Origin of the sequence: Caulobacter sp. 602-2 (assembly GCF_011043625.1) — a bacterium.
In the GTDB taxonomy this organism is placed as follows: Bacteria; Pseudomonadota; Alphaproteobacteria; order Caulobacterales; family Caulobacteraceae; genus Caulobacter.
In genome coordinates this window covers 729,802-755,026 of the sequence record NZ_JAAKGT010000001.1, presented here as the reverse complement: position 1 = coordinate 755,026, position 25,225 = coordinate 729,802, and the positions used below count along the sequence as shown (strand labels likewise).

Annotated in this window: 25 protein-coding genes; 12 read left to right on the top strand and 13 right to left on the bottom strand. The window is 68.7% G+C overall.

The window, feature by feature from the left end; genetic code table 11:
* Positions 1-129: 129 nt before the first annotated feature.
* On the bottom strand, positions 130-1,695 hold the full coding sequence (locus tag G5B46_RS03415) for a lytic transglycosylase domain-containing protein (RefSeq protein WP_165256054.1): 1,566 nt from the start codon (positions 1,693-1,695) through the stop codon (positions 130-132).
* A 65-nt stretch (positions 1,696-1,760) separates the two neighbouring features.
* Positions 1,761-2,582, bottom strand: coding sequence for a uracil-DNA glycosylase (locus G5B46_RS03410; protein WP_165256052.1), 822 nt, complete (start codon positions 2,580-2,582; stop codon positions 1,761-1,763).
* 166 nt (positions 2,583-2,748) lie between these two features.
* On the opposite strand from G5B46_RS03410, the gene G5B46_RS03405 reads away from it, so the two are divergent.
* The 4 genes from G5B46_RS03405 to G5B46_RS03390 all read left to right on the top strand — a co-directional run bounded on the left by G5B46_RS03405 (position 2,749) and on the right by G5B46_RS03390 (position 8,102).
* On the top strand, positions 2,749-4,422 hold the full coding sequence (locus tag G5B46_RS03405; RefSeq protein WP_165256050.1) for an electron transfer flavoprotein-ubiquinone oxidoreductase: 1,674 nt from the start codon (positions 2,749-2,751) through the stop codon (positions 4,420-4,422).
* Between the two features lie 186 nt (positions 4,423-4,608).
* Positions 4,609-6,345 carry a tetratricopeptide repeat protein gene (locus tag G5B46_RS03400; RefSeq protein WP_346764860.1) on the top strand — a complete coding sequence of 579 codons (1,737 nt, stop codon included), beginning with the start codon at positions 4,609-4,611 and terminating at the stop codon, positions 6,343-6,345.
* Between the two features lie 38 nt (positions 6,346-6,383).
* The gene (locus G5B46_RS03395) at positions 6,384-7,265 is read left to right on the top strand and encodes a 4-(cytidine 5'-diphospho)-2-C-methyl-D-erythritol kinase (protein ID WP_165256046.1); all 882 of its coding nucleotides are present in this window, start codon (positions 6,384-6,386) and stop codon (positions 7,263-7,265) included.
* Positions 7,266-7,457: 192 nt separating this feature from the next.
* Positions 7,458-8,102 (top strand): peptidylprolyl isomerase, encoded by a 645-nt coding sequence (locus G5B46_RS03390; RefSeq protein ID WP_165256044.1) that lies wholly within the window; start codon positions 7,458-7,460, stop codon positions 8,100-8,102.
* A gap of 190 nt (positions 8,103-8,292) precedes the next feature.
* On the opposite strand, the gene G5B46_RS03385 is transcribed toward G5B46_RS03390, so the two are convergent.
* Entirely contained in the window at positions 8,293-9,822 is a 1,530-nt protein-coding gene (locus tag G5B46_RS03385; RefSeq protein WP_165256042.1) for an ammonium transporter, read from the bottom strand.
* A gap of 28 nt (positions 9,823-9,850) precedes the next feature.
* Positions 9,851-10,189, bottom strand: a complete 339-nt coding sequence (locus tag G5B46_RS03380) for a P-II family nitrogen regulator (RefSeq protein WP_035046383.1) — start codon at positions 10,187-10,189, stop codon at positions 9,851-9,853.
* A gap of 316 nt (positions 10,190-10,505) precedes the next feature.
* Between G5B46_RS03380 and G5B46_RS03375 the strand changes: the two genes are divergently transcribed.
* The 4 genes from G5B46_RS03375 to glyS all read left to right on the top strand — a co-directional run bounded on the left by G5B46_RS03375 (position 10,506) and on the right by glyS (position 15,053).
* The gene (locus G5B46_RS03375; protein WP_101718941.1) at positions 10,506-10,856 is read left to right on the top strand and encodes a DMT family protein; all 351 of its coding nucleotides are present in this window, start codon (positions 10,506-10,508) and stop codon (positions 10,854-10,856) included.
* A 95-nt stretch (positions 10,857-10,951) separates the two neighbouring features.
* The gene (locus G5B46_RS03370; protein WP_165256040.1) at positions 10,952-11,977 is read left to right on the top strand and encodes a fasciclin domain-containing protein; all 1,026 of its coding nucleotides are present in this window, start codon (positions 10,952-10,954) and stop codon (positions 11,975-11,977) included.
* A 119-nt stretch (positions 11,978-12,096) separates the two neighbouring features.
* Positions 12,097-12,993, top strand: a complete 897-nt coding sequence (locus G5B46_RS03365) for a glycine--tRNA ligase subunit alpha (protein ID WP_165256038.1) — start codon at positions 12,097-12,099, stop codon at positions 12,991-12,993.
* A 5-nt stretch (positions 12,994-12,998) separates the two neighbouring features.
* Entirely contained in the window at positions 12,999-15,053 is a 2,055-nt protein-coding gene (gene glyS, locus G5B46_RS03360) for a glycine--tRNA ligase subunit beta (protein WP_165256036.1), read from the top strand.
* 174 nt (positions 15,054-15,227) lie between these two features.
* Here glyS and G5B46_RS03355 read toward each other — a convergent pair whose 3' ends face one another.
* The 3 genes from G5B46_RS03355 to G5B46_RS03345 form a co-directional block, all read right to left on the bottom strand.
* Positions 15,228-15,608 carry a hypothetical protein gene (locus tag G5B46_RS03355; protein WP_165256034.1) on the bottom strand — a complete coding sequence of 127 codons (381 nt, stop codon included), beginning with the start codon at positions 15,606-15,608 and terminating at the stop codon, positions 15,228-15,230.
* 203 nt (positions 15,609-15,811) lie between these two features.
* The gene (locus G5B46_RS03350; protein WP_165256032.1) at positions 15,812-16,810 is read right to left on the bottom strand and encodes an NAD regulator; all 999 of its coding nucleotides are present in this window, start codon (positions 16,808-16,810) and stop codon (positions 15,812-15,814) included.
* A complete protein-coding gene (locus G5B46_RS03345) occupies positions 16,807-17,448 on the bottom strand; it encodes an HD family hydrolase (protein WP_165256030.1) in 642 nt (213 codons plus the stop codon). The genes G5B46_RS03350 and G5B46_RS03345 overlap by 4 nt, the downstream gene beginning before the upstream one ends.
* Positions 17,449-17,628: 180 nt before the next feature.
* On the opposite strand from G5B46_RS03345, the gene G5B46_RS03340 reads away from it, so the two are divergent.
* Entirely contained in the window at positions 17,629-18,441 is an 813-nt protein-coding gene (locus tag G5B46_RS03340; RefSeq protein WP_165256028.1) for a universal stress protein, read from the top strand.
* A 30-nt stretch (positions 18,442-18,471) separates the two neighbouring features.
* Positions 18,472-18,843, top strand: a complete 372-nt coding sequence (locus G5B46_RS03335; protein WP_165256026.1) for a hypothetical protein — start codon at positions 18,472-18,474, stop codon at positions 18,841-18,843.
* A gap of 156 nt (positions 18,844-18,999) precedes the next feature.
* Here the strand turns inward: G5B46_RS03335 and G5B46_RS03330 are convergent, their stop codons facing one another.
* The 6 genes from G5B46_RS03330 to G5B46_RS03305 form a co-directional block, all read right to left on the bottom strand.
* Entirely contained in the window at positions 19,000-19,833 is an 834-nt protein-coding gene (locus G5B46_RS03330) for a hypothetical protein (protein ID WP_165256024.1), read from the bottom strand.
* A 92-nt stretch (positions 19,834-19,925) separates the two neighbouring features.
* Positions 19,926-20,519, bottom strand: coding sequence for a hypothetical protein (locus G5B46_RS03325; protein WP_165256022.1), 594 nt, complete (start codon positions 20,517-20,519; stop codon positions 19,926-19,928).
* Between the two features lie 85 nt (positions 20,520-20,604).
* A complete protein-coding gene (locus G5B46_RS03320; protein WP_165256020.1) occupies positions 20,605-21,471 on the bottom strand; it encodes a MoxR family ATPase in 867 nt (288 codons plus the stop codon).
* A gap of 89 nt (positions 21,472-21,560) precedes the next feature.
* Entirely contained in the window at positions 21,561-21,719 is a 159-nt protein-coding gene (locus G5B46_RS03315; protein WP_165256019.1) for a hypothetical protein, read from the bottom strand.
* Between the two features lie 116 nt (positions 21,720-21,835).
* Positions 21,836-22,222: a primosomal protein gene (locus G5B46_RS03310; protein WP_165256017.1), complete on the bottom strand. Its 387-nt coding sequence runs from the start codon at positions 22,220-22,222 to the stop codon at positions 21,836-21,838.
* 79 nt (positions 22,223-22,301) lie between these two features.
* The gene (locus tag G5B46_RS03305) at positions 22,302-24,095 is read right to left on the bottom strand and encodes a flagellar protein FlbA (protein WP_165256016.1); all 1,794 of its coding nucleotides are present in this window, start codon (positions 24,093-24,095) and stop codon (positions 22,302-22,304) included.
* A gap of 191 nt (positions 24,096-24,286) precedes the next feature.
* On the opposite strand from G5B46_RS03305, the gene flbT reads away from it, so the two are divergent.
* Both flbT and flaF read left to right on the top strand, forming a co-directional pair.
* On the top strand, positions 24,287-24,712 hold the full coding sequence (gene flbT / locus G5B46_RS03300; RefSeq protein WP_101715744.1) for a flagellar biosynthesis repressor FlbT: 426 nt from the start codon (positions 24,287-24,289) through the stop codon (positions 24,710-24,712).
* Positions 24,672-25,034 (top strand): flagellar biosynthesis regulator FlaF, encoded by a 363-nt coding sequence (gene flaF / locus G5B46_RS03295; RefSeq protein ID WP_165256014.1) that lies wholly within the window; start codon positions 24,672-24,674, stop codon positions 25,032-25,034. The genes flbT and flaF overlap by 41 nt, the downstream gene beginning before the upstream one ends.
* Positions 25,035-25,225: the final 191 nt, after the last annotated feature.

The following is a 25,225-nucleotide window of genomic DNA, read 5'->3' as shown; positions in this document are numbered from 1 at the left end:
TTGCGGGAGAGGGTGGCCTCGCGGAGCGAGGTCGGGTGAGGGGTCTCTCAGAACTATGCGGAGAGGCCTTTCGACCCCTCATCCGTCAGCTTCGCTGACACCTTCTCCCGCAAGGGGAGAAGGGAGCTTTTACATATCCAGCCTGAAGTCGATCACCTTCGCGCCGCTGGCCACGGCGTCCAGCGTGCGGGTCTCCGCGCCCAGCAGGCGGCGGTAGGTCCAGTACGAGGCCATGACCTTTTCGACGTAGTTGCGGGTCTCGAGCGCCGGCAGGCTCTCGATCAGCAGCAGGCTGTCGCAGTCGGCGCCCAGCTGCTGCTGCACCTTCAAGAGGGTGCCAGGGCCGCCGTTGTAGGCGGCCACGGCGCGCAGCAGATCAGGGCTCTGCAGCCCGCGGTCCATCAGCCAGGTGAAGTAGTCCTGGCCGACACGCAGGTTGAAGGCCGGGTCGAACAGCGGGGTGTTGTCGGCCAGCAGCTTGTCGTCGCCGGCGGCGCGGGCGGCCGCGACGGGCATCAGCTGCATCAGGCCCACGGCGCCGGCGCCGGAGACGGCCATCGGGTCGAAGCGGCTTTCCTGGCGCACCAGGGCGTAGACCAGCGCCTTGTTGATCGTGAACCCGCCCTTGGGCTCGAGCTCGGGCAGGGGATAGTCCTCGCCGCCGATCTTCTTGACCGGACGGCCGGCGTTGAACGGGGCGCGGGCGTTGAGCGCCAGGGTCAGGGCGCTCCAGTCGGCGCGGGCCTTGTCGTCGGCGGCCAGGGACAGGCCCGCCCGCAGCTCGGCGCCGGCCTCGTTCCAGCGGCCCAGCTGCGCCAGCGAGGCGGCGCGGCGGGCGCGGATGTCGCCGGCCAGCAGCTTGTTCAGCGAGGCGGGATCGGGGCCGCTGTAGGACACACGGGTGATCAGGGCGGCGATCGGATCGTCCGGATCGTTGGCGACGGCCAGGCCGGCCATCGACAGCTGGCGGGCGGCGATCATGCCGTAGAAGGTCTGCGGCGCCTGGGCGGCCTGGTTCAGCAGCACGCGCACGCCGTCGTTGTCGCCGGCCATGCCGGCCGAACGGGCGGCCCAGAAGGCGCCGGCGGCGCGTAGCCAGTCGTCCTGGCTCTGGTCGTGGGCGACCTGCTCGAAGTAGGCGCGGGCGTCGGCGTAGGATTCCAGGCGGAACGAGGCCAGGCCCGCGATCCAGCGCTCGCCGGAGGCCTTGGCCAGCTTCAGCGCGCCCTTCACGTCGCCGGAATAGTAGGCTTCGCGGGCGGCGCGGCCCTTGTCGGCGGGGCCCGCGGCGCGGCCGCCCTGGGCGACGTCGACGAACAGTTCGGGAGCCTTGGGCGCGGACGTGCGGGCCGGCTTGCGCTTCATGGCCAGGGCGTAGACGCGGTCGGCGCCGGCCTCGTCGCCGTAGAGCTTCAGCCAGCCGGTCAGGTCGTCATAGCTGGCGGTGTAGGCCGTCGGGTGCATCAGCCGCACCAGTGACAGCTTGCCGATCAGGCTGCGGTTGCGGGTGTTGGCGAAGGCGGCCTCGGCGGCGTCGAAGTCGCCGCGCTCGGCGGCGCCGAAGGCGGCCTGGTAGAAGCGCAGGTCGCTGTCCGACAGCGGTTCCAGCCCCGCGGCCCTTGCCGCGGGCGCGGCGAGGTTAAGGCAAAGCGCGAGGGCCGAGACAACGGCCAGAGGGCGAGCGAAAAGCTGCAAATCGTATCCGCGCAAGCCTTTGAAAAGGCGGCGCGCGTCCCCGTTCCGACTGGTCAGCGGCTTGTTTAATGGGGCCGTTCGGGTCGATCAAGCCTTTCGGCCAGCATCAAGAGGTCCTGCCAGGCCTTCTTCTTGGCCGCCGGCTGGCGCAGCAGGAACGCCGGATGCAGGCTGGGCAAGGCCGGAACCTCGATCGCGCCGTCCTCGGAGCGCCATTCGAACCAGCGGCCGCGAAGCGAAAGAATGCCTTCTTCGCGCTTCAACATGCTCTTTGCGGAGGCGCCGCCGACCAGAAGGATCAGCTTGGGTTTAACCAGCGCGATCGCTCGCTCGACGAACGGCGCGCAGACGGCCTGCTCCTGGGGCGTGGGCGTGCGGTTGCCCGGCGGACGCCAGAAGACGGTGTTGGTGATGAAGGCCCGCTCCTGCAGGCCGGCGGCCTTGAGCATGCGGTCCAGAAGCTGGCCGGCGCGGCCGACGAAGGGCTCGCCGCGGGCGTCCTCATCCGCGCCGGGGCCTTCGCCGATGACCATGACCGGCGCATCGCCCGGGCCGCGTGAGAACACGGCCTGCTTGGCGCCCTGCGTCTTCAGCGGGCAGCCGTCGAAGGCGGCGATGGCGGCGGCCAGGCTTTCGAGGTCGTTGCAGGCGGCGGCCAGTTCCCGGGCGTGGGCGGCGGCCGCGCCGATGTCGATCCCGCCGAAGGCGCCGGGGCGGGGCGGGGGAGCGGCGACCACCACCGGCTGCGGCTGGCTGCGGGCCCGCAGCAGGGCCGCGCCCTCGGCCAGGCGGTCGATCGGCTCGTCGGCGTAGCAGGCCTCGACGCCCGCATCGGCCCAGAAGGCCAGCAGGCTTTCGACGGCGCGCGGATCGACGGCGAGGCTCATGAAGTTTCTCTAGCGAGTATAATGGGCTGCGTCACCGATATGTCCGCGCTGCGGTGCAACAAAAACTATCCAGTTTTCCTTGACCGCCGTGGCGTCACGTTCGGATAAAGTCCGACTCAAACAGGAAGAAGGCAGGCTCCGCGCAGGGCCTGGGGCGGGAGAAGCCATGAGCGAAGTCCTCGAACGCGAGTCGATGGAATACGACGTCGTCATCGTCGGGGGCGGCCCGGCGGGTCTGTCGGCGGCCATCCGTCTCAAGCAGATGGCCGAGAAGGCCGGAACCGAAGTCAGCGTGGCCCTGGTGGAAAAGGGCTCGGAGGTCGGCGCGCACATCCTGTCGGGCGCGGTCATCGATCCCAAGGCGCTGAACGAGCTGATCCCCGACTGGAAGGAAAAGGGCGCGCCGCTCGAGACCCCGGTCACCAAGGACAAGTTCCTGCTGCTGGGCCCGCAGGGCGAAGCCAGCTTGCCCATGTTCGCCATGCCGCCGTTCATGCACAACCACGGCTGCTACATCGCCTCGCTGGGCAACGTCACCCGCTGGCTGGCCGCCCAGGCCGAGGAGCTGGGCGTCGAGATCTATCCGGGCTTCGCCGCCTCCGACATGGTGTGGCGCGAGGACGGCTCGCTGAAGGGCGTCGTCGTCGGCGTCGTCGGCATCGCCAAGGACGGCCATGAAAAGCCCGACTACCAGCCCGGCATGGAGCTGCACGGCAAGTACGTGTTCATCGCCGAGGGCGTGCGCGGCTCGCTGGCCAAGCAACTGATCGCCAAGTTCGAGCTGGACGCCGGCAAGTCGCCGCAGAAGTACGGCATCGGCATCAAGGAGCTGTGGCAGATTCCGGCCGACAAGCATCAGCCGGGCCTTGCCCAGCACAGCACTGGCTGGCCGCTGGACAATCAGACGGGCGGCGGCAGCTTCATGTACCACTTCGGGGACAACTACGTGTCCATCGGCTACGTGGTGCACCTGAACTACAAGAACCCCTGGCTGTCGCCGTTCGACGAGTTCCAGCGCTTCAAGCAGCACCCCTCGGTGCGCCCCCACCTGGAAGGCGGCAAGCGCATCGCCTACGGCGCGCGGGCCATCACCGAGGGCGGCTACCAGTCGATTCCGAAGCTGTCGTTCCCGGGCGGCGTGCTGATCGGCTGCTCGGCCGGCTTCGTGAACGTGCCGCGCATCAAGGGCAGCCACAACGCCATGAAGACCGGCATGCTGGCCGCCGAGGAGGCCTTCAAGGCCATCGCCGCCGGCCGCGAGGGCGACGCCCTGGTCGAGTACGAAGCCGCCTTCGAGAAGTCGTGGGTCGCCAAGGAGCTCAAGGTCGTTCGCAACGCCAAGCCCCTGCTGGGCAAGCTGGGCACGGCGCTGGGCGGCGCGGCCGGCATGTTCGACATGTGGTGCACGCACCTGTTCGGAGGCTTCTCGTTCTTCGGCACGATGAAGCACGAAAAGACCGACGCGGCCTCGACGGGCCTGGCCAAGGACTACAAGCCGATCGTCTACCCCAAGCCCGACGGCGTGATCAGCTTCGACAAGCTGTCGAGCGTGTTCCTGTCGGCCACTAACCACGAGGAAGACCAGCCGGCGCACCTGAAGCTGAAGGACCCGAGCGTTCCGATCGACGTCAACCTGCCCAAGTACGGCGAACCGGCGCGGCTCTACTGCCCGGCCGGCGTCTACGAGGTGCTGTACGACGAGCAGGGCGCCAACCCGAAGTTCCAGATCAACGCCCAGAACTGCGTCCACTGCAAAACCTGCGACATCAAGGATCCGTCGCAGAACATCGTCTGGACGACGCCCGAAGGCGGCGGCGGCCCGAACTATCCGAACATGTGATGAGCCTATCCTCCCCCTGAAGGGGTAGGTGGCCCGAAGGGCCGGAGGGGGAAGTCCCTTCGGCCTTTCTGACGGCTGCGTCTTGAGCAGTTACGTCCCCCTTCGTCGGCTTCGCCGACACCTCCCCCTTCAGGGGGAGGATCTGAACTTGCCCGAAACCCTGAAACCTAAGAGGGTGGCGGGATGATGCGTCTTCGAGTCCTCCTGTCCCTGGCGTCCACCGCCGTGCTGGCCGCCTGCGCCACGTCCGAGCCTGCGCTGCGCGGGTCGCAGGAGGGGTGGAGCAGCGCGGCCTGGAACGGCCGCTCGGCCTATGGCCAGTTCCTGGCCGGCCAGGCGGCGCTGGAGGACGGCCGCAGCGACCAGGCCGCCGCCTATTTCCAGGCCGCCCGCAATCTGGGCGAGGACCCGGGCCTGCTGGGCGAGCGGGCCTTCACCGCCTCTCTGCTGGCCGGCGAGGTGTCGCGCGCGGCCGAGCTTGCGCCGCGAGGCGAGGGCGGAACCGAAGGCGTGCGGCGTCTGGGCATGCTGACCATGGCCGTCGACGCCCTGGCGCGCGGCAAGGCCAAGGACGCGCAAGGCCTGCTGGCCGATCCGGCCCTGGGCTTCCCCCACCGCCCGGCCGTGGCCCTGCTGACGCCGTGGGTGGCCCAGGCCGCCGGCGATGCGACGGCCGCGCAGACCCTGCCCGAACTGCGCAACGATCGTCTGGTGCAGTATTTCGGCCAGCTCGGCCGCGCCGAGATCCTGGAGCGGGCCGGCAAGCACGCCGAGGCCGAGGCCGACTACAAGGCGCTGATGGAGGTGGCGACCGTCCGGCCGATGTTCGCCATCGACTACGGCGCGTTCCTCGAACGCCGCAAGCGCCGCGACGAGGCCGTGGCGCTCTACGATTCCATCCTGGCCCAGGCCCCCAACGACATCGCGCTGCTGGACGCGCGCGCTCGCGCCGTGGCCCGCAAGACGCCGCCGGCGCTGGTCACCGGCCGCCAGGGCGCGGCCAACGCCCTTGTCGCCTGCGCCGCGGTGTTCACCAGCGAGCGCCAGAGCCAGTTCGCCCTGGCCTATCTGCGCCTGGCCCTGCACCTGGATCCCAAGCGCGAGGACGCCCTGCTGATGGTCGGCGACCTGCTCGACCAGGGCGGCGACGTCGACGGCGCCCGAGCGGCCTACGCCAAGATCCCGACCGGCTCGGCCCGCTACGCCTCGGCCCAGGGCAAGATCGCCTGGACGCTGCAGAACGCGGGAGACAAGGACAAGGCCATCGCTGTGGCCGAAGCCGCCGCCAAGGCGCCCGACGCCGGCCGCTCGGCCCAGCTGGTCTATGCCGACCTGCTGCGGGCCAACGACCGCTGGGCCGAGGCCGTGGCCGTGATCGACCCGCTGGTCGAAGCCGAGAAGGACCAGCCCGACTGGCGCCTGCTCTACATGCGCGGCGTGTCGCTGGAGCGCGCCGGCCGCTGGCCAGACGCCGAGCGCGACCTGGAAAAGGCCCTGGAGCTCAATCCCAACGAGCCCGAACTGCTGAACTACCTCGGCTATTCGTGGATCGACCGCAACGAGCGCCTGCCCGAAGCGCTTTCGATGGTGCAGAGGGCCGTGAAGGCCAATCCGCAGTCGGGCGCCATGCTCGACTCGCTGGGCTGGGCCTATCACCGCCTTGGCGACGACAAGGCCGCGGTCGAGCTGCTGGAGCAGGCGATCGAGATCGAGCCGGGCGATCCGGACATCAACGACCACCTGGGCGACGTCTACTGGCGCCTGGGCCGCAAGACCGAGGCCCAGTTCCAGTGGCGGCGGGTGCTGAGCCTGGAACCCACCGACGAGCAGAAGGCGGCGGCCGAGGCCAAGCTGAAGGACGGCCTGGGCTCGAAGGGGCCGGCCAAGGCTCCGGCCGTGGCCAACGGCGCCAACGCGCTGTAGGTCTTACGGCGCAAGCCCAAGCTTCTCGGATTTCGTCGATGCGCCGTTCCGCCTTCGCCCCGGCCAAGGTCAACCTGTTCCTGCACGTCGGCGGTCCGGACGCCGAGGGCTATCATCCGCTGTCGAGCCTGATGGTGTTCGCCGATGTCGGCGACACCGTCTCGATCCAGCCGGCCGACGCGCCGAGCTTCGAGGCCACCGGCCGCTTCGGTCGCGACATTCCCGTCGACGATGGCAACCTGGTCGTGCGCGCGGCCAAGGGCCTGCACGCGGCCGTCGGCGGGCCGGCGCCGCCGGTGCGGCTGCTGCTCGACAAGGCGCTGCCGATCGCGGCCGGCCTGGGCGGCGGCTCCAGCGACGCCGGCGCGGCCCTGCGCCTGCTGCGCGAGGCGCTGGGCTACGACCTGTCGGACGTCGAACTGGAGGCCGTGGCGGGCGCGCTGGGCGCCGACGGCGTGCCGTGCCTGTGGGGCGCGCCGGTGCTGGCGCAGGGCAGGGGAGAGCGGCTGTCGCCGGCGCCCGTGCTGCCCGACCTGCACGCGGTGCTGGTCAATCCGCTGGTCCCGTCGCCGACCGGCGCGGTCTATCGCGCCTACGACGCCGCCGTCGATCCGCGCGGCGAGGCGCCGCCGCCCACGCCCGACGCCTTCGAGAGCGTCGAGGAGGTCTGCGCGTGGCTGTCGGCGGTCACCCGCAATGACCTGGAGGCGCCGGCCGTGGCTCTGGAACCGCGCATCGGCGAGGTTCTGGCCCTGCTGGCCGGCGAGCCCGAGACGCTGCTGGCGCGGATGTCGGGCTCGGGCGCGACGTGCTTCGCGCTCTGTGCGAGCGACATCGAGGCCGAGGGCCTGGCCGAGCGCGTCGAGACGATGCGGCCCGACTGGTGGGTGAAGCGGTGCCGGTTGGGCGGTCCGTTTTAACGACCCTGCGTCCTTCGAGGCCCGCTGCGCGGGCGCCTCAGGATGAGGAAGTCAGTGCAAGAGCGTCCTCATCCTGAGGTGCGAGGCGAAGCCGAGCCTCGAAGGACGCAGGTAAGCGGCCGACTGGAAAACCAGGCTTGTCGCAGCGCCAGGTTTTCGGGCCAAGATCATTCGAGTTTTAGGAGCCCTCATATGGACCGTCGCCTGTTCCTCGCCGCCGCGGCTGCGGCCGCCGCCACTTCGGCGCACGCCCAGGAAGCGGCCCCCGCGGCTCAGCCCGTCGCGCCGCCGCAGCCCGCCGCCAAGCCGCCGACCCGCGTCGCCGTCGAGACGCCGCTGGGCAGGATCGTCATCGAGCTGCACACCAAGCAAGCGCCGATCACCACGGCCAACTTCCTGCGCTATGTCGACCAGAAGCGCTATGACGGGGCGACCTTCTTCCGGGCCTCGCGGGCGCCGGGCGCGCCGGAGTACGGCCTGATCCAGGGCGGGGTGCAGGGCGACCCCAAGCGCGTGCTGCCGCCCATCGCCCACGAGCCGACCACCAAGACCGGGCTCAAGCACGTCTCCGGCACGGTCTCGATCGCCCGCAACGCGCCGGGCACGGCCACCTCGGACTTCTTCATCCTGATCGGCGACGCGCCGGGCCTGGACGCCGATCCCGCCGCCTCGGGCGACAACCAGGGCTTCGCAGCCTTCGGCACGGTCGTGGAGGGCATGGACGTGGCCCAGAAGATCCTGGCCCTGCCCACGCCGGGCAAGGCGATCAATCCGGTGATGAAGGGCCAGATCATCGACCCGCCGCTGAAGATCATCTCGGCCAGGCGGGTTCCGTAGCGGGGAGTGAAAACCTCATCCTTCGACAAGCTCAGGAAGAGGTTTCCAGGTCAGGCGCGGCGTTGAATTGATCCTCATCCTGAGCCTGTCGAAGGACGAGGATCACTCACGGACCCGGCAAAGAAAAAGGGCGCGGAGGCCGAAGCTTCCGCGCCCTTCTTTTGGACCGCCTTCAGCGGAGCCCGAAGGCTCAGCTGTGGTAGGCGCGTTCCCCGTGTTCGGAGATGTCCAGGCCTTCTTCTTCGGCGTCCGGCGAGGCGCGCAGGCCGATCACCAGCTTGATGACGAAGAAGACGATGGCCGAGGCGATGGCCGACCACACGACGGTCAGGCCGACGCCCTTCAGTTGGGCGACCACCTGGGTGACCAGGTCGTAGGCGGCCGTGTCGCAGGTCGAGATGTCGCCGTCCTTGGCGCAGGACATGTAGTCGACGACGCCGGCGCCGCCCCAGGCGGGGTTGACGACCAGGCCGGTGCCGATGGCGCCGACGATGCCGCCGATGCCGTGGATGCCGAAGGCGTCCAGGCTGTCGTCGTACTTCAGGGCGTTCTTCACGGCCGAGCAGAAGATGATGCAGATCGGCGAGACGACGAGGCCCAGGATGATCGCGCCCATCGGGCCGGCGAAGCCGGCGGCCGGGGTGATGGCCACCAGGCCGGCCACGATGCCCGAAGCCAGGCCCAGGGCCGACGGCTTCTTGCGCGTGATCCACTCGACGATGATCCACGACAGACCAGCGGCGGCGGTGGCGGCGAAGGTGTTGACCATGGCCAGCGAGGCGTAGGCGTTCGACTCGAGGTTCGAGCCGGCGTTGAAGCCGAACCAGCCCACCCACAGCAGGCCAGCGCCCACCAGGGTCAGGGTCAGCGAGTGCGGGGGCATCGGCTCCTTGCCGTAGCCTTGGCGCTTGCCGAGGATCAGGGCGCCGACCAGGGCGGCGATACCGGCGTTGATGTGGACCACGGTGCCGCCGGCGAAGTCGAGGGCGCCGAAGCTCCAGATCTTGCCGGCCTTGACCACGCCTTCAGGATCGAGGGCGATGGCGTTCGGGCCCGGCCACCACCAGACCATGTGGGCCATCGGGTAGTACGAGAGCAGCGGCCACAGCACGGCGAAGGCGACGATGGCCGAGAACTTCATGCGCTCGACCAGCGAGCCGACCACCAGGGCCGCGGTGATGGCGGCGAAGGTCGACTGGAAGGCGATGAAGGTCAGTTCCGGGATCACGATGCCGGTCGAGAAGGTGGCCACGGTGGTGGCGGGCGTCACGTCCTTCAGGAACAGACGACCAAGGCCCCCGACATAGCTGTCCCAGGCGCCGCCGTCGGTGAAGGCGAAGCTGTAGCCCCACAGGAACCAGGCGACGAAGCCGATCAGGGCGACGGTCGAGACCTGCATCATGACCGACAGCATGTTCTTGGAGCGGACCAGGCCGCCGTAGAACAGGGCCAGGCCCGGCAGGATCATCAGGAGCACGAGCAGCGCCGAGGTCAGCATCCAGGCGTTGTCGCCCTTGTCCTGCTTGTCGACGATGGTCGGAGCGGCGGCCGGGGCCGGAGCAGCGGCGGGAGCGGCTGCGGCGGGCGCCGGCGCGGCCTCGGCGGGCGCGGCGGCGGCGGCCGGAGCGGCCTCCTGGGCGAAGGCGGTAGCGCCGAGCGGCGCCCCCGCGAGCGTCGCGGCGAGCATCAGCCCGGCCAGCGGCTTAAAGGTCAATTTCATCGTTGGTATCCCCTTTCCCCGACGATCGTTACAGAGCGGCCGGGCCGGTTTCGCCCGTCCGGATGCGAACGGCTTCTTCGACATTGAGGACGAAGATCTTGCCGTCGCCGATCTTGCCCGTGGCCGCGGCGGCCTTGACCGCTTCGACCGCCTTGGCCGCGGACGCATCGTCCACCACGGCTTCCAGCTTCACCTTGGGCACGAAGTTCACTTGGTACTCCGCGCCGCGATAAATCTCGGTCTGGCCCTTCTGGCGGCCGTAACCCTTCACTTCCGACACCGTCAGGCCTTCGACGCCGGCGGCGACCAGCGCCTCGCGGACCTCGTCCAGCTTGAAGGGTTTGACGACCGCTATGATCAGTTTCATCCGGCTTGCTCCGGTCCGCCTTGGGCGGACCCCCCTTTGTTGATGGCTAGAGCGGATTTGCTCACTCGATCACCGCGACGCCGCCGGATGCGGCCGCGTCGTTTCCCCGGCGCTCGCACGCTATCGGCCACGGTTCCTTGAGCGGGGGCGCGCGGTAGGCAATTGGAAACGAAAGAGGCAAGGCGCCTGAAAAAGTATCATTGGTCGCTCAGTTTGCGCGCTTCTACGGCAAATCCGTCGTCCAGCGGCGCCGTGGCGCCCGGCGTCGCGCAACGTCTACAATGACCGCTCTTCCGCCGTTCCGAAGGATTCTCAGATGACGCCCCTGTGGGCCAAGATCGCCCCGTGGGGGCTGCTGATCTGCTCGAACGTGTTCATGACCTACGCCTGGTACGGCCATCTGAAGGGCAAGCCGCTGGCGCTGCCCGTGGCCATCCTCAGCAGTTGGCTGATCGCGCTTCCCGAGTACATGCTGGCGGTCCCCGCCAACCGTATCGGGCACGGCGTCTATTCCACGGCTCAGCTTAAGACCGGCCAAGAAGCGATCACCCTGATCGTCTTCACGTTGTTCTCGTATTTCTACCTCGGCGAGGCCATTCGCTGGACCACGATGCTGGGCTTCGTACTGATCTTCGCGGGCGCGGCGCTGGTGTTCTTTTTCAAGTAACGGCGAAGTCTGGATCACGAGCCCGTGATCGGCTGCAACGGAGTCGCAATCTGGAGCGTAAAGCCGGCCTGAGTTTCAAGCGAAAGGACCAGGCCATGTATGTGACGCGCTTCCTCTCCGCCGCGGCGGCCATGGCGCTGCTGTCGGGCGTCGCCATCGCCCAGACCGCCGACCCGGCGGCGCCGGCCCAGCCGCCGGCGGCCGCGCCGCCTGCCGCGACCACGGCGCCCGCGACCCCGGCCGCCAAGGTGACCCCGAACGGCGACCTCATCGCCACGGCCCAGGCCTCGGGCCAGTTCACGACCTTCCTCAAGGCCCTGGACGCCACCAATCTGACCAGCGTGCTGAAAAGCAATCCGAACCTGACGGTGTTCGCGCCCACCGACGCGGCCTTCGCGGCCCTGCCGGCCGGCGAGCTGGATCGCCTGATGCAGCCGGCCAATGCGGCCCAGCTGCAGAAGGTGCTGACCTATCACGTGATCAACACCAAGGTGGACTCGACCAAGATCAGCGGCGCCAAGGGCGAGGTTAAGACCGTCGAAGGCTCGTCGGTGACGCTCGACGGCAGCGGCGCCAGCCCCATGGTCGACGGCGCCAACATCGTTCAGGCCGACGTGATGGCCACCAACGGCGTGCTGCACGTGGTCGACAAGGTGCTGATCCCCAAGGACGTGCCGATCCAGGCCGCCGCGGCCGCCACCGATGACGCGGCGACCAGCATGGCCTCGGCCACGACCAACAGCGACGCCATGGCCGCCACCGACGCCGGCGCCGACGTCGCCGCCCAGGCCGCGCCGGCCGCCGCACCGGCTCCCGACCAGGCGACCACGCCCTCGGCGACCGATGCTCCCGCCGACCAGGCCATGAACCCGACGACCTCGACTGCGCCGGCCGATCCGACCGCCGCCACGACCGCTCCGGCGGCCGACACCGGCACGGCCGCGCCGACCTCGGCCACGCTGCCGGCTTCGTCGATGGGCCCGGACCAGCAGGCCACGCTGAAGGCCGGCGACGCCAATGTCGTCTCCAACCCGCCGGTCGCCGACACGCCCGAGAACCGCAAGGCCTACGGCGCGCCGATGTCGAACGCCGGCAAGCGTTCGAGCGCCAAGGGCAACTAAGCGTCGCGGCGACGGCCGTTTTCGACCGCCGCGGTCAATAAACGACGTCCACTTCGCTTGAAGCGACAGTCGGCGGGCCCTATGGTCCGCCGACTTTTTCAGGCCCCTGTTCGGACGTCATGCCCGCCGCCCCCAAATCGTTTCAAAGCCTCATCCTGACGCTCCACAACTACTGGAGCGAAAAGGGCTGCGTGATCCTGCAGCCGCACGACGTCGAAGTGGGGGCGGGGACGCTGCACCCGGCCACCGTGCTGCGCGCGCTCGGCCCCAAGCCGTGGAACGCGGCCTACGTCCAGCCCTCGCGCCGTCCGGGCGACGGCCGCTATGGCGAGAACCCCAACCGCCTGCAGCACTATTACCAGTACCAGGTGATCCTGAAGCCGAACCCGGCCGACATGCAGGACCTGTACCTGGGCTCGCTGGAGGCCATCGGCCTGGATCTGCGCACCCATGACATCCGCTTCGTCGAAGACGACTGGGAAAACCCCACCGTCGGCGCCTGGGGCCTGGGCTGGGAAGTCTGGTGCGACGGCATGGAAGTGTCGCAGTACACCTACTTCCAGCAGGTCGGCGGCCTGGACGTGAACCCGGTCGCGGGCGAGCTGACCTACGGCCTGGAACGTCTGGCCATGTACGTGTTCGGCGTCGACAACGTCTACGACCTGCCGTTCAACGATCCCGACTCGCCGCTGGGCGCGCTGACCTATGGCGACGTCTTCCTGGCCAACGAGCGCCAGCAGTCGGAAGCCAACTTCCACGGCTACGACGTGGCCGTGCTCAAGCAGCAGTTCGAGCAGATGGAAGAGCAGGTGCCGCTGATGCTGGCCCGCTCCTACAAGAACGAGACCCTCGTCCTGCCCGCCTACGACATGGTCCTCAAGGCCAGCCACCTCTTCAACCTGATGAACGCCCGCGGCGCGATCGCCGTCGCCGAGCGCGCCTCCTACATCGGCCGCATCCGCGACCTCTGTAAGATGTGCGCCCAGAAGTGGGTCGAGCTGCAGGAAGCCGCGTAACTCCGATGCCCCAACTGCTTCTCGAACTGTTCTCCGAAGAGATTCCCGCCCGCATGCAGGGCCAGGCCGCCAAGGACCTGGAACGCATGGCGCGCGACCATCTGGCCGCCGCCGGCTTCCTGCCCGAGGCGCTGAAGACCTTCGCCGGCCCGCGTCGCCTGACCCTGGTGGCCGAAGGCCTGCCGCTGGCCCAGGCCGACCGCAAGGAAGAGCTCAAGGGTCCCCGCGTCGGCGCTCCGCAGCAGGCCATGGACGGCTTCCTGCGCAAGGCCGGCCTGACCCAGGACCAGCTGGTCGAGCAGAACGGCGTGTGGATGGCCTTCGTCGAGAAGAAGGGCCGCCCGACCGCCGAAATCGTCGCCGAGATGGTGGAAGCCATCGTCCGCGGCTTCCCCTGGCCCAAGTCGATGACCTGGGGCACGGGCAAGCTGCGCTGGGTGCGTCCGCTCAAGCGCATCCTCTGCGTGCTTGATCGCGAGGTCGTGCCGTTCTCGATCGACGGCATCGCCAGCGGCGACGTCACCGAGGGCCACCGCTTCATGGGCGCGGCCAAGCCTTTCACGGCCAAGGACTTCGACGAGTACGTCGCGGGCCTGGAGGCGCACTACGTCGTGCTCGACGTCGAGGAGCGCAAGGCGCGCATCCTCGAGGGCTGCAAGACCCTGTGCTTCGCCCGTCACCTGGAGCTGGTCGAGGATATCGGCCTGCTCGAGGAGGTCGCGGGCCTGGCCGAATGGCCGACGCCGGTGCTGGGCGACATGGACCCGTCGTTCCTTGATCTGCCGCCCGAGGTGATCCGCACCTCGATGCGCACCCATCAGAAGTACTTCGCCGTGCGCAAGCCGGGTGAAGCCGGCCTGGCGCCGCACTTCATCACCGTGGCCAACATCGAGGCCAAGGACGGCGGCAAGGTGATCGCCGCCGGCAACGCCAAGGTGCTGTCGGCGCGTCTGGCTGACGCCCGCTTCTTCTGGGACGAAGACCGCAAGGCCGGCAACTTCGACGCCTGGCTGGGCAAGCTGGACGGCGTGACCTTCCACGCCAAGCTCGGCACCATGGCCCAGCGCGTCGAGCGCATCGTCGCCCTGGCCGGCGAGATCGCGCCGCTGGTCGGCGCCGATGTGGCCAAGGCCAAGGAAGCCGCGCGCCTGGCCAAGGCTGACCTGGCCTCGGGCATGGTCGGCGAGTTCCCCGAACTGCAAGGCCTGATGGGCGGCTACTACGCCCGCGAGGCCGGCGTCGACGGCGAGATCGCCGCCGCCATCCAGGACCACTACAAGCCGCAAGGCCCGTCCGACGCGGTTCCGACCGCGCCGGTCAGCGTGGCCGTGGCCCTGGCCGACAAGCTCGATACGCTGGTCGGGTTCTTCAATCACAATGAGAAACCTACAGGATCTCGCGACCCTCTCGCGCTGCGCCGTTCCGCTTTGGGCGTCATCCGTCAGGTACTTGAAGCCAAAGCGCGTCTCTCGCTGCGTAGCATTATCAAGCAAGCGGACGAATTCTATGCACCGCAGGTCGGTGGCATCGGCCGCACAGATCAAAGTGCTGACCTGCTGGCCTTCTTCGCCGACCGCCTCAAGGTGACGCTGAAGGATCAAGGCAAGCGCCACGATCTGGTGGACGCCGTGTTCGCCCTGGGCGACGACGATCTCGTGCGCATCGTCGCTCGGGTCGAGGCCCTGGACGGTTTCCTGAAGACCGACGACGGCAAGAACCTGCTGGCCGGCTACAAGCGCGCCTCCAACATCCTCAAGGCCGAGGAGAAGAAGGGCCCGCTGCCGGAAGGCCAGGCCGAGGAGCCGGCCGCCGACAGCGCCGCGGAAGTGGGTCTCTACCAGGCCCTGCGCCTGCTGGATCGTCCGCTGAAGGACGCCCTGGCCAAGGAAGACTTCACCGGCGCCATGGCCCAGCTGGCTGAACTGCGCGGCCCGGTGGACGCCTATCTCGACGGCGTCTTCGTCAACGACCCCGAGCACCGCGACAACCGCCTCAAGACCCTCGCCGCCGTCCGTGCGGCGATGGGCCAGGTGGCGGACTTCGGGCTGGTGGCGGGCTGATCCATCGTCCTTCTCCCCCTTGCGGGAGAAGGTGTCGGCGACAGCCGACGGATGAGGGGTCCCTCAGACATGAAACGCCGCGACAGCTGATCGGCTGTCGCGGCGTTTTTGTTGGTGCGACCCCTCACCCGACCCCGCTCCGCAGGGCCACCCTCTCCCGCAAGGGGAGAGGGGTCATTGGCAAACATCCGCCCACTTGGCGTTGACCACATCCGTGCCGTCGGCCTCCTCGACCACCAGCGCGCCGTCCGACCAGACGAAGCGTTCGGGGCCGTCGAAGCTGTCCTGCGGCTGCTGCACGTCGACGTCGCCGCAGACCGAGACGACCTCGCCGTCCTGGTGGGTGAAGACCTTGCCGAAATTGACGGCCGTCGCCTCAGGAAAGCGGTTCTGCACGGCGATCTTGGCGCCGGCGATCGCCAGCTGATCGTCGGCGCTGTCCTGGGTCGCTTCGGCCTGGGTGTCGCGCAGCACGTAGGCCATGAGGCCGCCGCCCACGCCGAGCAGGACGACGGCGGCGATCGCGCCGATGACGACGGGCTTGTCGAGTTTCATGGCGCCAGTCGGCCGCAGGTTGCGGGCGGGGTCAACTGTCGCTCCTCTTTTCCCGTCATTCCCGCCCTTGTGGCGGGAACCCCTCTGTCAGCCGCAGGTGCGGATATGGGGCGGATCGCCAGCGATCCGCTTGCACTTCATGTGCGGGCGGAGCCAGGGTTTCCCGCCACAAGGGCGGGAATGACGGGACGTGGGGAGGACTCTCAGTCCCGCAGCAACGGCAGCGACAGCCCGCCGGCCTGCCTGGCGCCTAGGATCTCGCGGCGGAAGCGGAACAGTTCGGCCGGGCGGCCGCCGGTTTCGCTGTCGAGGCGGCCCAGGCCCTCGACCAGGTCCTCGCGCTCGACCACGCGGCGGAAGTTCTGCTTGTGCAGCGGCACGCCGGCGATGGCCTCGACCGTGCGCTGCAGGGCCGAGAGGGTGAACTCGGCCGGCATCAGCTCGAAGGCGACGGGGCGATACTTGATCTTGCCGCGCAGGCGCGAAAGGCCCGTGGCCAGGATCCGCCGGTGGTCGGAGATCATCGGCTCGCCCAGCGCGGCCGACAGGGCGACGGGTTCGGCCGGGTCGTGGCCGTCGGCGCGGGCGCGGTCGCGGGCGGCCTCGGGCGCCAGGCCCGCCTCGTAGAGCAGCTCGTAGCGCTCCAGCACCCGTTCCTCGTTCCAGGGCGCGCCGTCGAGGGCGAAGGCCAGGCGCGCGCGCGACAGGCGGTCGGCGTCGTCGCCGGCCCAGCGGCGCAGTGCCGGCGCGATGGCCTCGTCCAGCAGCGCCGGGCGACCGGCGCGCCAGTCCTCCCAGGGAAAGAACCGGGTCCAGGGCGCCCAGGCGGTGTCGGGGGCTTGCGTGTCGGTGGCCTTGGGGGTCAGGCCCAGATAGCCGATCGACACGACGCGCGCCGCGCCGGCCCCGACCTCGGCTCGCGGCGCGTCGCGGCCCTTGTCGCCGAAGGTGTAGAGCTGTTCGACATAACCCAGCTGGAACCGCGTCTGCTCGGTCACGAAGGCGCGCAGCGCCAGCTCGAACGTGCGGTGGCCCTCGGGGTCGAACGGACCGAAGGGCAGACCGGGCAGGGGCGAGGCGATGTCGGTGACGGCGTCGTGCGGACGCACGGTCAGCACCACCACCTCGCCGTCGCGCACGGCGACGACCACGGCCGACAGGCCGATGACGATCCCGGAAGAGGCTGCCGACGGAGCCGTCATTCGGTCTCGAACGCTTCGCCCGGGGCCGACTCGTAGCCGGCCGCCTTCGACAGCACGTGGAAGCGCTGGACGTAGCGGGCTTGAGCCTCGAACGGGGGCAGGGGCGTGATCTTCAGGTCGTATCCGGCCGGCGGGGCGCCGAAGATCGACAGGGATTCGCCGTGCTCGAAGCCCGCCAACTGGGTGGCCTCGAAGAAGGCGCAGGCGCGGTCGGCCTGCTTGATCAGCTTCTTGACCGGGGCCGGGGTCTTCACCGGCAGGCCGAAGCGGATGTGGATGGCGTCTTCCAGCCGCGCCTCGAAGTCCTTGTACGACACGCCCAGCGCCGCCTTGAACGGGCTGATCATGTCGCCGATCACGTATTCGGAGGCGTCGTGCAGCAGCGCCGCCAGCCGCCAGCGGGGCTCGAGGTCGGGCTTGATGTGGGCCGCGATCTCCTCGACCACCAGGCTGTGCTGGGCCACCGAGAAGCCGTGCTCGCCGATCGTCTGGCCGTTCCAGCGGGCCACGCGGGCCAGACCGTGGGCGATGTCCTCGATCTCGATGTCCATGGGCGAGGGGTCCAGCAGGTCCAGCCTGCGTCCCGACAGCATCCGCTGCCATGCCCTCGGAGGGCCCTTATGCAGCCCTTTGGCCACGAGATCGTTCCTTACGGTGAAGGTGGTTTGAGTGCCGCATCGCTTGATGAAGATCAATGATGGCCCGGCCCGACGCCTGTGGAAATGCGTTTGTTGGAAATGCGTACCGAGGAGCGTGACAGTCGAAAGTGGATACCGGTTTCGACGACCGTCACGCGTCAAGGAAATGGAGGACCGATCATGAGCTGGGCAAGGATCATGGCGCCGCTGGCGGGAGCCAGGCCTGACGAAGGCGTGCTGCGCGCGGCGGCCGAACTGGCGGGCGCCTTCGACGCCGAACTGGCCGCCGTCCACGCCCCGGCGGACGTCGCCGACCTGATGCCGTGGATGGGCGAGGGCTTCATGGGCGGCGTGCAGGTCACGGCGCTGGAGAGCCTGAAGGAAGCCGCCGTCGAGGGCGCGCACGCCGTCGAGGCGATGGTCGCGGCCGTGGGCTATCCGAAATCGCGCGTGACGACGCTGGAATCGCCGGTGTGGGCGGGCCTGGCCATGGAGTGCCGCCTGTCGGACGTCATCGTGTTCGACAGCGCCGCCGCGCGCGGCAAGGGCCCGTTGGCGGAGGCCTTCCAGCAGATGATCGCCGACGAGCAGCGGCCCGTGGTCGTGGCGCGCGAGGGCTTGAAGGTCGGCGGTACGGCGCTGGTCGCCTGGGACGGCGGCAAGGAGGCCAGCCGGGCCCTGCGCACGGCCCTGCCTCTGCTGCAGAAGGCTTCGCGGGTGGTGGTGGCCGGCGCGCCGGCGGCCTCGTCGCGCAGCTTCGAACTGGCCCGGATGGTCGATTTCCTGGCCGCCCGGGGCGTCTCCGCCCAGGTGCGGGTGCTGGAAGGCTCGCACGACGCGGCCAAGCTGCTGCTGGAGGCGGCGAAGGCCGAAGGCGCCGATTTCCTGGTCGCCGGCGCCTTCGGTCACCCGCGCCTGCAGGAGTTCATCTTCGGCGGCACGACGCGCAGCCTGCTGAACGCCGACGGCCCGTCGCTCTTCCTGTCGCACTGAACCGTTCAACCAAGAAGAAGGAGGCAGTCCATGTCCCTATCGCGCATCGTCATGCGTCTGGCCCGCAATCCGGGCACCGAATTCGCCGGCGGCGACGATCATCGCGGCTACGCCCTGACCGCGCCGCTGACGGACGACGGTCATCTGGACGAGGCCGAGTACGCCAAGGCGAAGAAGGACTGCGCGGTGCGCCGTTTCGCCCCCGACGAGGATCCCGCCGACGGCCGCCTGGCCCGCCGCGGCGAGCGCTGGTTCTTCGACTATGACGAAGACGACCAGATCGACGACGAGCCGGTCCACCGCCTGGGCCAGCACCGCTTCGCCATCGGCGAATACGTCACCGTCACCGACGAGGACGGTCGCCCGCTGACCTACAAAGTGATGGAAGTCACGCCGATCTGAGGGGAGCCAACTGAGAACCTCCCCCTGTGGGGGAGGTGATCGCGAAGCGATCGGTGGGGGGGCGTGATCGCGAGATCGGCCAACGCCTGGAAAGCTGAAAACTTCCCCCCACCGGCCTTCGGCCGCCTCCCCCACAGGGGGAGGTTCTTTGGCGCTTCACCCACCCACGTTGCGGCGGATCAGGGCTTTCATGTCCTTGAACAGGTCGCCGTCCTCGGAATTGCGGTCCTTGGCCTTGACGATGGCCACGGCCAAGGGGCCGCCCTTGGGACCGCGCGCCTCGTAGCCGGCCAGGTGATAGCCGGTCGGGGCCTTGTCGCTGGCGAGCACCAGCGTGGCGCGCACGCCGTCGCCTTCCTTCTGGCGGTGGCGCACGACCGCGCCGTGATCGTCGGCCCGGATGTCGACCTCGCCGTCCTTGTCGTCGGAGCTGCTGACCCGCACCGTGCGGCTCTCGCGGCCCCCATCCTTGCGCTCTTCGATCGAGGTGGTGCGCTCGCCGTCCTTGCTGGTGACGTTCTTGGTGATGCGCACCTGGGCCTCGCCGTCGTCGGCGTTGATGGTCATGTCGCCGATGCGGATGTCGGCGCCCTGGTCGCGGGCGTCGATGCTGACGCCGGGCAGCTTGATATGGGCCGTCTCCTTGCCCTTCGGCGCGCCGGGGGCGGTCGGGGCCTTGAGGTGGGGCATCAGCGCCTTCAGGTCGGTCTCGATCGGGGCGAGGGCGGCCTCGGCGTCGTCGCCCGTGAGCGCCACCAGGCGCAGCGTGACCTCGGCCTGGTCGCCCGCATAGCCGCACGACTTGCCGTCGGGGGCGATGCTGACGCGGGTCAGCTTGCCCTGGTGCTCGGGGCAGTCCAGGCGTTCGATGGCGCGCAGCGGCTGGCGCTTGTAGGTCACGCGCTCGTGCCGCTCGGTCTTCACCGAGGCCGGCGGCGAGCAGGCGGCGAGGGCGGCGGCGCCGGCGGCCAGGACAAGGATCAGGCGCATCGAGGAATATCCTTCACGTTCGGCGCGAAGGTGTGCGGCTCGGCGATCGGCGTCCAATGAAATCGCGGTAACGGCGCCCGGCGCGGCGAAGATCACTGATCCTTGTAGGCGTCGGGCTGGATGTTGATGCTGAGGTTCTTTCCGCGACCGCTGCGGCTGGCCAGCGGAGGCAGGCGTCCCTGAAGGGCCGCCTGCGTGTCTTCGCGCACCATCGCCGCGTCCGGCTGGCCGGCGTAGAGGCGCAGGACCGTCCCGCCGGTCTTGGTGGCCACGCCCAGCAGGTGCGTGGCGGGCGGGATCGCGTCGCCCTTGCCGTCGAGAGCGGGCATCACCAGGGCGGTCAGGTCCATGAAGGACGCGACGAAGAAGATCGGCGTGTCGGGGGCGGCGCTGCGCACGACCACGACGGGCGATTCTTCACCGGTTTCGAAGACGGCGTAGGACATGCCGCCGGCGTCCAGGCCCTCCAGATCGCACTTGGCCTGAGCCTTCAGCAGCGCCTTGTACTGAAGGCCCTTTTCCGAGAGCGTCGGCCCCGCCGAGGTCAGGGTGATCATGTCGCGCGACATGCTGGTCGAGGGCAGGGCGACGCGCGCGGCCGCGGGGCGCGCCTCGCACGCCTCTCTCGCCAGGGCCGGCGACGCCAGCACGCTGAGACCAAGAACGGTCCAGACCAGGGACTTCATGCAGGCCTCCCGACAGAGGCCAAGCTTTGGCCGACGGGAGAGCGCGCGTCCAGGCTCAATCCCCCCGACGAGCCGGACGCCGGGCCTACTGGCCCGGGCGGGCGCTGCCTTCGCGGCGGGCCAGGAAGGCCAGGCGCTCGAACAGGTGGACGTCCTGCTCGTTCTTCAGCAGGGCGCCGTGCAGCGGCGGGATCAGCTTGGTCGGATCCTTCTCGCGCAGCACGGTCTCGTCGATGTCCTCGACCAGCAGCAGCTTGAGCCAGTCGAGAAGCTCCGAGGTCGACGGCTTCTTCTTCAGGCCGGGAACCTTGCGCATGTCGTAGAAGATGCGCAGCGCCTCGGCGACCAGCTTCTGCTTGATGCCCGGGAAGTGGACGTCGACGATGGCCTGCATCGTCTGCTCTTCCGGGAAGCGGATGTAGTGGAAGAAGCAGCGGCGCAGGAAGGCGTCCGGCAGTTCCTTCTCGTTGTTGGAGGTGATGATCATCACCGGCCGCACCTTGGCCTTGATGGTCTCGCCGGTCTCGTAGACGAAGAATTCCATCCGATCGAGCTCCTGCAGGAGGTCGTTGGGGAACTCGATGTCGGCCTTGTCGATCTCGTCGATCAGCAGCACGGGCCGGACGGGCGACTCGAACGCCTCCCAGAGCTTGCCCTTCTTGATGTAGTTCTTCACGTCCTTGACGCGTTCGTCGCCCAGCTGGCTGTCACGCAGGCGGGTGACGGCGTCGTATTCGTAGAGACCCTGCTGGGCCTTGGTCGTCGACTTGATGTGCCAGGTCAGCAGCGGCGCGTTCATCGCCTTGGCGACCTCGTAGGCCAGCACCGTCTTGCCGGTGCCCGGCTCGCCCTTGATCAGCAGGGGACGTTCCAGGGCCACGGCCGCGTTGACGGCGACCTTCAGATCCTCGGTGGCGACGTAGTCGGCGGTGCCTTCGAAGCGCGAGCTCATGCGGTGTCCCTGACGGCGGCCCCGGATGGAGCGCGCCTCGAACAAGTGTTCAAATCTTCAGGGCTAACCTACAGAGCCGCGCCGCGCGATCAAGACGGGTTCTGCGGCGGCTGGCGATGGCGGCGCGCGACGGACGGCGGATCGCTGGCCGGGAAGCTTTCTTCCAGGCCTTCTTCCAACTGGTCTTCCAGATATTCCGGCTGGTCGGCGTCGGTTTCGGGGGGCGTTTCGGGCTTCGGGTCGGACATGCGTGATCTCCTTGTCGGGCCGCCTGGCAGCCTGACGCGAGGGGGCGTACTGCGCAACTATGGACGCAGACGAGGGGCGGCTAGAACGGATCTGGCGCGGCTTTGACGGATCAGGCCTAGCGGCGGCGCTCGTAGCCGAGCGCCTCGATGTCGTCGTCGGCCAGCCGGGTCGACTCGTAGTCGGACGGCTCCTCGTCGTCGGTCGAGACCAGGTCCTCGTCGGACAGGCCGCCGCCGACCGGGTCCAGGGGCTCGCGTTCGACGTCCAGGCCTTCGTCGTCGCGGCCGCCCTCCAGCTCGTCGTCGACATCGTCGAGCTCGGAATCGTCGATGATGTCGTAGTCGTCGTCTTCGTCCTCGGCGGCGTCGTCCTCGGCCTGGGTGGCGTCGTAGACGTCGTCGATATCGTCGAAGTTGGCGATGTCCTGGCCGTCCTCGGTCAGGTTGGTCTCGTCCAGGACCTCGGCGACATCCTGCGGGTCGTAGTCGGCTTCCGGCGGCATGGCGGGCTCCCTGATGGGGCGACGATCGCCGCCCGTTCAGGGAATCAAACCCGCCCCCGCGCCCGATGTTCCTGTCCGATTACTTCGCGAAGTCGGCCAGGGCGCCGGCGACATCGGCCATGATCGGACGCCAGTCGTCGTAGTCCGGGGCGATGAAGCAGCGGCACTGCGGATACCAGGGCGAATGGTCGGAACCCAGGCGCGTCCAAGAGGCCGCGCCGGTCAGCATCCAGATCGGCGCGCCGCAGGCGCCGGCCAGGTTGATGGTGGCGTTGGAGAAGCCGATCACCAGGTCCAGCGCGCAGGAGAGGGCGGCCACGTCGTCGAGATCCTGCTTCAGGTCGATGCCCGGCGGGGTCCAGATCTCGACGCCCAGCTGGTCGCGGGCATAGGCGATCTCCTCGTCGCAGTCGCCGTACTGCAGGTTGATGAACGAGACGCCCGGGGTCTTCAGCACCGGCTCCCACAGCTCGAACGGCGAGAACAGGCGGGCGCGCTCGGCGTTCAGCTTCAGGCTCTTCCAGAGGAGGCCGACCTTGGGTCCGGGCGGGGCGTCCCCCAGCACCTTCTTCCAGTGGGCGACGCGCTCGGGATCGGGGGTGAGGAAACGTTCGCGCTTGGGGAAGGCCTCGACCGACGGACGCAGGGTCTCCAGCAGCGAGCCCATCGGGACCCAGTTGTCGATCTTGGACCAGTCCTCGATGAACGGGGCGTCGCGATAGATGTGCCCCTGATAGGAGACGGTGCGGTGCACGGCGACCTTGGCCTGCGGGTAGCTGCGCTCGAACAGCGGCACCAGGCGGCGCTCGACCAGGATCGACAGCTCGCCGTCAGGGCCCAGGGCCTCGACCACGTCGGGCAGGGTGTTGGCGAACATCACCTCGTCGCCCAGGCCCTGTTCGGCCACGACCAGCAGGCGCTTGCCGGCCAGCTCCTCGCCCGGCTTCCAGGTCTTGACCGGGAACTGGTAGTTGGGGACCCCGCCCAGTTCGGTCGACAGGCGCGCGCTGTAGGCGGCCCAGCCCTCGGTCACGCGACCGAGCGCCAGCAGGATGGTCGAGCGGGCGAAGCTCATGGCCGCCAGGTCTTCGGAAGAATCGGCGACCAGGATGCCGGCGTCGCAGTCGGCCAGCGCGCCTTCGACGTCGCCCAGGTCGAGGCGGGCGAAGGCGCGGTTGTGCAGGCCCTTGCCGAACAGGGGGGCCAGGCGCAGCGCCTCGTCGAAGAAGGTGACGGCCGTGCGGCCCTCGCCGAGGCTGCACATCACCGTGCCAAGGGTGTTCCACAGCACCGGCTGGGTGGGATTGGCCTGGATGGCGGGCTTGAGAATGTCGATCGCCGCCGATTCCTGGTTCAGGTCGCGCAGGGCGCAGGCCAGGTTGTTGGTCGCTTCCAGGCTGGCGGGGTTGGCGTTCAGGAAGTGCATGAACAGCTTGGCGGCGATGTCCGGCATTTCCATGCGGAAGGCCAGGCGGCCCAGGTCGCCGGCCACGGCGGCCTCGTCGGGCAGCAGCTTCAGCGCCGCGTCGTAGCAGTGCATCGACGAGGCGAAGTCGCCCAGCTTCTCGCGGGCCACGGCCAGGACGTGCCAGGCCGGACCAGCGCGCTCGTTCTTCTTGAGCGCCTTCAGAGCGGTCTTCTCGGCCAGGGCGTACTCGCCGCGCTGCACGGCGATGATCGCCTTGTTCAGCAGCTTGATGGTGGCCGGATCCTGGACCGTGGTGGCCTCGCGATTGAGGCGGGCGATCGAATCGGCCGAGGCGGAATCGCCCAGTTGCGACGCGCGCAGGCCCGGAAGGACCCCTTGACCGGCCGCCTCCTGGGCGGTTGCGAGGGCGGCGGCCGAGATTCCGGAGCCGAGATTGCGGGACATGCGTACACCTTGGCGATTGGGTGGCTTCATCCTCTGGGCGAGTATGCTTAATTGTGTCCTAAGCTGCGACTTACGGTCGCGTGGCCGGCAATAGGGCGTTAACCCGCTGCCCTCTAGGTTCCGGTCGAACGCCATACCGGCGAACCGCCATCGAGGCGGACGGGCGCAGCGATGGAAAGGAACGGCTAGAAGTGCCTTTGAAGCTGTCGCTGAAGCCCGGCGAGAAATTCGTGCTCAACGGGGCGGTCGTCCAGAACGGCGATCGTCGCGGGGTGCTGGTCCTGCAGAACAAGGCCTCGGTGCTGCGTGAAAAGGACATCATGCAGCCCGACCAGGTGACCACGCCATCGCGTCACATCTACTTCCCGGTCATGATGATGTACCTGGAAGAGAGCGGCGCGGAGAAATACTACGACGAGTTCGCCACGCGCCTGACCGAGTTCATGGGCGTGGTGCGTAACCCTGGCGTCCTGGCCGATTGCATCGCGATCTCCAAGCACGTCATGGCCCGCGAGTACTACAAGGCGCTCATGCTGAGCCGTAAGTTGATCGATTACGAAGACGAGAGGTTGGGGAATGTCTCTTCGGGCCTACCAGCAGGCGGCGACCAGGACTGAGAATCCGCGCGAGGTCGAGTATCGCCTGTTCGGACAGGTGACTCGCGCCCTCATGGAAGCTTCGCAGGCCGACGTGAACGACATCCAGACGCGCATCCATGCGCTGGACTGGAATCGTCGCGTCTGGTCGGCGCTGGCGACCGATTGCGCCCTGCCCGAGAACACCATGACCAAGGAACTGCGCGCGAGCATCATCTCGCTGAGCATCTGGGTCGGTCGTCACTCGAGCCTGGTCATGCGCAAGGAAGAGGACTTCGAGCCGCTGATCGAGATCAACCGCATGATCATGCAGGGCCTGGCCGCCCGCGCCGAAGCGGCCTGATCCCCTAAGGTCCAGCTCGGCGCCGATTGCCGCCCCTCTTCGGAAAAACCTGCCGCCCGGCGAATGTTGCATTCGTCGGGCGGTTTCGTTTCCGGCCTACGTTTCGAAATTTCCGTTTTATTTCAGTGGATTGCGATTTGGCCTGAACTGGCCCGCCGCTTGCGATGGTTCCCGCGGGCAAAACGCCCGAC

Coding starts and splice junctions, on each gene's coding strand:
- G5B46_RS03400 (WP_346764860.1), top strand. CDS start 4,609: ATGCGTCTTCGAGTCCTCCTGTCCCTGGCGTCCACCGCCGTGCTGGCC.
- glyS (WP_165256036.1), top strand. CDS start 12,999: ATGCCCCAACTGCTTCTCGAACTGTTCTCCGAAGAGATTCCCGCCCGC.
- G5B46_RS03395 (WP_165256046.1), top strand. CDS start 6,384: ATGCGCCGTTCCGCCTTCGCCCCGGCCAAGGTCAACCTGTTCCTGCAC.
- G5B46_RS03365 (WP_165256038.1), top strand. CDS start 12,097: ATGCCCGCCGCCCCCAAATCGTTTCAAAGCCTCATCCTGACGCTCCAC.
- G5B46_RS03385 (WP_165256042.1), bottom strand. CDS start 9,822: ATGAAATTGACCTTTAAGCCGCTGGCCGGGCTGATGCTCGCCGCGACG.
- flaF (WP_165256014.1), top strand. CDS start 24,672: ATGTCTCTTCGGGCCTACCAGCAGGCGGCGACCAGGACTGAGAATCCG.
- G5B46_RS03405 (WP_165256050.1), top strand. CDS start 2,749: ATGAGCGAAGTCCTCGAACGCGAGTCGATGGAATACGACGTCGTCATC.
- G5B46_RS03340 (WP_165256028.1), top strand. CDS start 17,629: ATGAGCTGGGCAAGGATCATGGCGCCGCTGGCGGGAGCCAGGCCTGAC.
- G5B46_RS03305 (WP_165256016.1), bottom strand. CDS start 24,095: ATGTCCCGCAATCTCGGCTCCGGAATCTCGGCCGCCGCCCTCGCAACC.
- G5B46_RS03315 (WP_165256019.1), bottom strand. CDS start 21,719: ATGTCCGACCCGAAGCCCGAAACGCCCCCCGAAACCGACGCCGACCAG.
- G5B46_RS03390 (WP_165256044.1), top strand. CDS start 7,458: ATGGACCGTCGCCTGTTCCTCGCCGCCGCGGCTGCGGCCGCCGCCACT.
- G5B46_RS03410 (WP_165256052.1), bottom strand. CDS start 2,582: ATGAGCCTCGCCGTCGATCCGCGCGCCGTCGAAAGCCTGCTGGCCTTC.
- G5B46_RS03375 (WP_101718941.1), top strand. CDS start 10,506: ATGACGCCCCTGTGGGCCAAGATCGCCCCGTGGGGGCTGCTGATCTGC.
- G5B46_RS03320 (WP_165256020.1), bottom strand. CDS start 21,471: ATGAGCTCGCGCTTCGAAGGCACCGCCGACTACGTCGCCACCGAGGAT.
- G5B46_RS03350 (WP_165256032.1), bottom strand. CDS start 16,810: ATGACGGCTCCGTCGGCAGCCTCTTCCGGGATCGTCATCGGCCTGTCG.
- G5B46_RS03355 (WP_165256034.1), bottom strand. CDS start 15,608: ATGAAACTCGACAAGCCCGTCGTCATCGGCGCGATCGCCGCCGTCGTC.
- G5B46_RS03330 (WP_165256024.1), bottom strand. CDS start 19,833: ATGCGCCTGATCCTTGTCCTGGCCGCCGGCGCCGCCGCCCTCGCCGCC.
- G5B46_RS03335 (WP_165256026.1), top strand. CDS start 18,472: ATGTCCCTATCGCGCATCGTCATGCGTCTGGCCCGCAATCCGGGCACC.
- G5B46_RS03370 (WP_165256040.1), top strand. CDS start 10,952: ATGTATGTGACGCGCTTCCTCTCCGCCGCGGCGGCCATGGCGCTGCTG.
- G5B46_RS03310 (WP_165256017.1), bottom strand. CDS start 22,222: ATGCCGCCGGAAGCCGACTACGACCCGCAGGATGTCGCCGAGGTCCTG.
- G5B46_RS03325 (WP_165256022.1), bottom strand. CDS start 20,519: ATGAAGTCCCTGGTCTGGACCGTTCTTGGTCTCAGCGTGCTGGCGTCG.
- G5B46_RS03380 (WP_035046383.1), bottom strand. CDS start 10,189: ATGAAACTGATCATAGCGGTCGTCAAACCCTTCAAGCTGGACGAGGTC.